Origin of the sequence: Victivallis sp., assembly GCF_048170485.1 — a bacterium.
Taxonomy (GTDB): domain Bacteria; phylum Verrucomicrobiota; class Lentisphaeria; order Victivallales; family Victivallaceae; genus Victivallis.
On the sequence record NZ_DBEXAY010000252.1, the window covers coordinates 1 to 5,413 of the forward strand.

Below are 5,413 nucleotides of genomic sequence, written 5' to 3' on the forward strand. Positions count from 1 at the left end.
AAGAAAAAATACGAAATACCGGAACCGAAGAATGACCACTCCCAGAAAACCGCGAAACTTAACCGATCTGGCCAGACAGATGAACGTCACCGCCGCAACCGTGTCGCTGGCGTTGCGGAACTCGCCCCTGCTGTCGGCGGAGGTGCGGGAGAAGATTCAGCGGACAGCGGCGGAGCTGGAGTTCTCGCCCCGCGCCTACACCCGCCGGACCAAGTCGAACCGTGTCAAGGAAAAGTCCGGCCTCGGACCGGTGATGCTGCTGCTCGACGATCACGGCGAAGAGGATCCGGTCCGGGACGGCATCATGCCGGTCGTATCGCAGAATCTGAGCCGGTACGGCCTCGAGCATCAGTACATCAACCAGAGCCGGTTGCGGGAAAACCCCGAGCTGCTGAAAGAGTTCAAGGGAATTGTCTTCTGCAATGATCTCAAGGGGATTCAGCTGCCGGAGAACTATCCCGGGGTCCAGGTTTTCGGCTGGGAAGCGCGGGGTCCGGCACTCGATCGAATCACGACCAACGACGATGAAATCGTATCGCTCGCCGTCGAGTATCTCTGCCGTGCCGGTGTGAAGCGGGCGGTCATCATCTGGCAGCGGAACATGGTCCAGATTCCCCGGCACCCCCGCATCGCCTGCTTCCTGGAACGGATGAACGAACTCGGCATTCAGGCGGCCCCCATGCCCTTCGACCGGGAAGAGCCGGATTTCTCCGGCCGCATGAAGGAGCTGATCTCTTCCGGCGATGACCGGATCGGATTTTTCGGATTCAACGCTCTCTGCGGCGTCAAACTCTGCTGTGCGCTGGAGAGTCTCGGCCTGTTGCGGAAATATTCGCCGCACAGCGTTCTTGTTTGTGACAAATCGTTGCTTCTGAATGGATTTTTCCCACGTCCGGCCATGATCGATCTCAATTTGCCCGCCATGGCGGAACGCGCTGTAAATCTGCTGATCGGGCGGCTTGGCAAACCGGAGTACCCCGGCATTCTCATGCTGCAATCCCCCCGGTTGCTGCTCTCTCAGGAACAACTGTAATTCCCCCGCTTCAACCATAACCTTAACACAAGGAAATGCAACATGAAACACCCCAAAACCGCCACCACCCGCAAAAGTTCCCCGAAGAAATCCTCATTCACTCTTATTGAACTTCTGATTGTTATTGCAATCATTGCCATTCTGGCGGGGCTCCTGCTGCCCGCTCTGAACCAGGCGCGGGAGAGAGCGAGGGGTGCCTCCTGTCAGAACAACCTGAAACAGAACAGCCTCGCCGCCTACAACTACATGGATTCCTACAACGGCTACCTCATCCAGTGGGCCAGCTGGGACGAAATCTACTGCTGGGCTGACTTCGTGTACGGTTTCGATGACGATCAGACCAAAGGAATCGCACAGATGTACTGCCCCTCCATACCGCCGAAAGAGGGCTGGGACGGCACATTCGGCAACCTCAAATGGGCGACCTACGGCCTGTTCAATCCCCGGGAATGGCACGTCAACGCCCTTCCCGGCGTACTGCAGTACAAAGGCTCCTATATCGCATATCGCCCGCAGAATGTGAAGAAAGCGTCGCGGTATCCCCTGTTTGCCGACAGCCAGTATCCCCACCTGCGTCAACAATCCTACGCTTTCATGTACACCAGCTGGGGCACGGACGCCCTGGCCACCTTCCGGCACAACGCCCAGTGCAATATCGCGTTTGCCGACGGCCATGTCGCCTCGACCGGCAAAAAGGAATATGTCGAAATCATTCAGGACAATTTCACCCCGAATTACCAGATTTTCGGCATCAGCGAACATGGAATCATGGTCGGTCTGAACTAGGAATTCATGGAACAGTACAGCAATTCAGTCCTTTTTCAAACGAAATTTACACGATGCATTTCAAGTTTTCAACACTGATCTTTCAGGGGGTGCTGGCCCCTCTTCTCGCGGCGGGAACTCTGCCGCTGAGCGGCTGGAACTTCAGCAGCGGTCCGGAATTCCCCGGCGCATCCGGCCAACTCCGGACACTCCCGGATTCGCTCCAGCTCTCCGCAGATTTTCGAAACGGCGGGAAATATGTCGCCGCACGTTATGAACTGAACCGGCCGCTCCGGTTGCGGGAGCTCCAGTTTCAGGTGAAATCAGGCGTGCCGGAAATGACGGTCGGCTTCCGCGACACCGATGGAAAAAACCGTCAGCACACGCTCGCCCTTTCCGGGGATCCGGAGGTGTGGCAATGTGTCAAAGTCCCGGTTCCCGGCGGGACGGAGCCATCCCCCGGGGCGAAAATCAAGGGCCTTTCTCTCGCCGTGAATGCCGCCGGACTTCCCGGGGAAAAGGGATCGATTGCATTTCGCAATGTCCTCTGCCTGGAAGCCGGAGAAGGGAGCCTCCGTCTGCCCCTGCCCATGGACGCCGCCTCCTGGCGCCTCAACAACGGCCCGGAGTTCCGACCGGGCACACGCGCCTCGATCACGTCGGACGGCTCCACTCTGACGCTGAAAACCGACGCAAGCGCAGGCGGCGATTATGCGGGGATCTCTTACGCGCTGAAGAAAAAACTGCGGATCAGACGGCTTCACTTCAAGATGCGCGGAGCGAACACCCGATACGCCGTCCGGTTCATCGATGCGACCGGCCAATACCACAACCATGAGCGCATCTGTCCCGGCGCCCCGGGCTCCGAACAGGCGATCACACTGGATGTCGCCGCCTCCCGCCAGCACTGGGGCGGCCGGAACGACGGGAAGTTCCATCCGCCGCTCGCCGCGGTGGAGCTGATTGTCTGCGGCCGTTTTTTCGGCCCGGCGAAGAGAGGAGAAACCGCCTTTTCCGCAGTGGAACTGGAGAGCGATGACCCGGAAGCGTTTCTCCCGCTCTGGAACATCGCCGATCCGCTCGACCTCTTCCGGCAGCCGGGCGATGTTTCTCCGGTGGAAATCCGCGCCATTCTGCCGAAGGAAATTCACCGGAAGGAGTCACTCCGCTACAGCTGTCGCGACTACCGCGGCGCGGAGGTCGCCACCGGATATGCCGACTACGACGCCAAAAACGGGCGGATTCTGCTGATACCCTCCGGCGAACGCGGCTTTCACGAATATGAATTTCCCCGCCTCGGAATCCATTTCGGCATGATGACGGACGATCCGCCGCCCCGGCAGCCGGACCCCTACTTCGGCATGGACGGCTCCTTCAGCTGGGGCGACCCGCCGGGCGACGAAACAGGGATTCGCGCCTACCTGAAAATTCTCAGAAACAATGGAATCTTCTGGAACCGGGACCGGCTGGACTGGAGTTTGATCGAGCGCACCCGGGGAGCATTCGACTTCGGCAGACGTTTCGGGCTCTACCGCAGAATCGCCCAAGAGGAGAAAATCCATATGCTCGACACGTTTCACGACGCCCCGGCATGGACCGGAGCGGAAAAGGTCGATCGCAGCCGCCCCTCGAAAAACAATCCGTTCCCCCACGATCTCCTCGCGGCGGGAAACAGCTGGCTCGCCATCGCCTCCCACTGGAAACAGGACGCCCTCGAAGTCTGGAACGAGCCGGACATCGGGTTCGGGAACTCGCTGCCTGCGGAATATGTCACCGCATTCACCAAGGCGGTTTCCCGCGTCTTTTCCGCCGCCGGCTGCAGGACAACAATCGGCGGCGGCGTGTTCGCCTCGCCCCGTCCGGGAACCAATTTCTACAGGACCTACATCGACAACGGCCTTCTGGCGGACGCCGACTTCATCAGTTTTCACACCTACGGCAATGTGGCGGAACTGGAGCCGCTCATTGAGGATATGCGGAAAACCGAGCAATTGAGCGGCTCTCCGAACCTCGGCCTTCCCTACTGGATCACCGAGTGCGGCAAACCGCGTCCCTACGCAGGCGTCTCCCGCGGCACGACGGCCCCGGACCAATTCTCCGCAGCGGAAATTGCCGGGAAAGCGGCGGAATTCCGTGCGCTGGGGATCGAGCGCCACTTCGCCTTCGAATACAAGTTCCGCAAGGAGAATGCCAACAATTTCGGACTGATGGATTTCAACCGCACCCCCATGCGCGGCATGGCGGCATACACCCATCTGGTCCGCGTACTCTCCCATCGCCGCTACATCGGCGACCTGCAGGGAACCAACGCCTTCCGCGCCCGCGTCTTCGCCGGAGAAAACGATCTGGTCGCCGTCCTCTACAACGGCCAGAAGGAGCAGCGCAAACAGTACGTCACCCTTCCGCGCACCCTCAAGCCGCTCCGGGCGACGGGGATCGACGGCCGGCCGCTGCCCATTGCGAACGGCCGCGTTTCCAACGCGGACGGCATCACCTATCTCTATTTCACGCAACAGGAGAATCCCGGTCTGATCCATCCGGAGACGCGGGCGATGAAGCTCTACCGGCTGGCGAAATCGTACCGGCCCCGAGCCAGAGCGGCCAGACCGCTGGTTCTCCAGTCGACGACCGACCTCTCAAACTTCATCATCAGCAACCGGGGGTTTTTCCTGCCGAATCCAGATGAGCTGGAGTTGAAGGTGCTGGTCAACAATTTCGGTTCCACCGCGCTGAAATTCCATCCTGAAGTCGAACTACCGGCCGGCGCCTCCCTGCTCCGGCCTCCGGAGGCGGTCACCATTCCGGCCGGCGGCCGGACGGAGGTGCGTTTCCGAATCGCCCTCGATGCAGGTACGCAGAGCACGTTTCAAACGGTCCGTCTGACGGACGCAGGCGGCAATGCAACACCGATCGCCTTCTCGCTGGCCCCGTTCCTCCGCCGTGAGGTGGAGATTCACGCGGAGCCGGCGGAGCGGCCCATCCCCTCGTCGCTCTCCGGGCTGAAAGCCTCCGGCAACTGGATCGACTTCAGCGGCCCGGCCAACTGGACCCCCTGGGAGGGGGACAAGACCACGCCCGACATCGAGGCGGGATTCCGGGCGTTCTACACGCCGGAGGAGCTCGTCTTTCTGGTTCTCGTCAAAGACGCCCGCCATGTGAATCCCTACAGTGCGTTCGAGTCGTGGCAGGGGGACTCCGTACAGTTGACCATCCAGCAGAGGGGGGCGGATAAAAATCCGGTTCCGGGGAAACGGTTCCACGAAATCGCCGCCGCCAGGAGCCGGGAGGGGGACCTGCTCTACGCCCACATCGGCACCCCCCGGGGGGTGCTCCAGAAATCGAAACTGGAGTTCCGCCCGCTGGAGAAAGGATGGTTCCTCTACATAATCCGGCTCAATGGGAAAGAGCTCGGACTCACCCTGAAACCGGGTTCCATCCTCGGCTCCTCCATGCTCGTCAACAGCAATCCCGGTTCCGGCAGAGCGGGATTCCTGACCTGGGGATTCGGCATCTCCCCGGAGAAGAACGATGTACTCTTCCAGCTTCTCCGCCTGAAATAAAACCGGGGAATCACCGTCCCGGCCGGCATCCCCGGCCGGGACGTTTTGCAACGAC

At 60.4% G+C, this 5,413-nt stretch carries 3 protein-coding genes; all 3 read left to right on the top strand.

The annotated features are described in order from the left end of the window. Positions 1-31: 31 nt before the first annotated feature. The 3 genes from ACMLHG_RS13115 to ACMLHG_RS13125 are packed head-to-tail and all read left to right on the top strand — an operon-like array spanning position 32 to position 5,358. The gene (locus tag ACMLHG_RS13115) at positions 32-1,033 is read left to right on the top strand and encodes a LacI family DNA-binding transcriptional regulator (protein WP_417170776.1); all 1,002 of its coding nucleotides are present in this window, start codon (positions 32-34) and stop codon (positions 1,031-1,033) included. A gap of 42 nt (positions 1,034-1,075) precedes the next feature. Beyond that, a complete protein-coding gene (locus ACMLHG_RS13120) occupies positions 1,076-1,819 on the top strand; it encodes a prepilin-type N-terminal cleavage/methylation domain-containing protein (protein ID WP_417170777.1) in 744 nt (247 codons plus the stop codon). 53 nt (positions 1,820-1,872) lie between these two features. Further along, positions 1,873-5,358 carry a glycosyl hydrolase gene (locus ACMLHG_RS13125; RefSeq protein WP_417170778.1) on the top strand — a complete coding sequence of 1,162 codons (3,486 nt, stop codon included), beginning with the start codon at positions 1,873-1,875 and terminating at the stop codon, positions 5,356-5,358. Positions 5,359-5,413: the final 55 nt, after the last annotated feature.

Excerpts from the sequence above, each read along its gene's own strand:
- ACMLHG_RS13115 (WP_417170776.1), top strand. The coding sequence starts at position 32 with ATGACCACTCCCAGAAAACCGCGAAACTTAACCGATCTGGCCAGACAG.
- ACMLHG_RS13120 (WP_417170777.1), top strand. The coding sequence starts at position 1,076 with ATGAAACACCCCAAAACCGCCACCACCCGCAAAAGTTCCCCGAAGAAA.
- ACMLHG_RS13125 (WP_417170778.1), top strand. The coding sequence starts at position 1,873 with ATGCATTTCAAGTTTTCAACACTGATCTTTCAGGGGGTGCTGGCCCCT.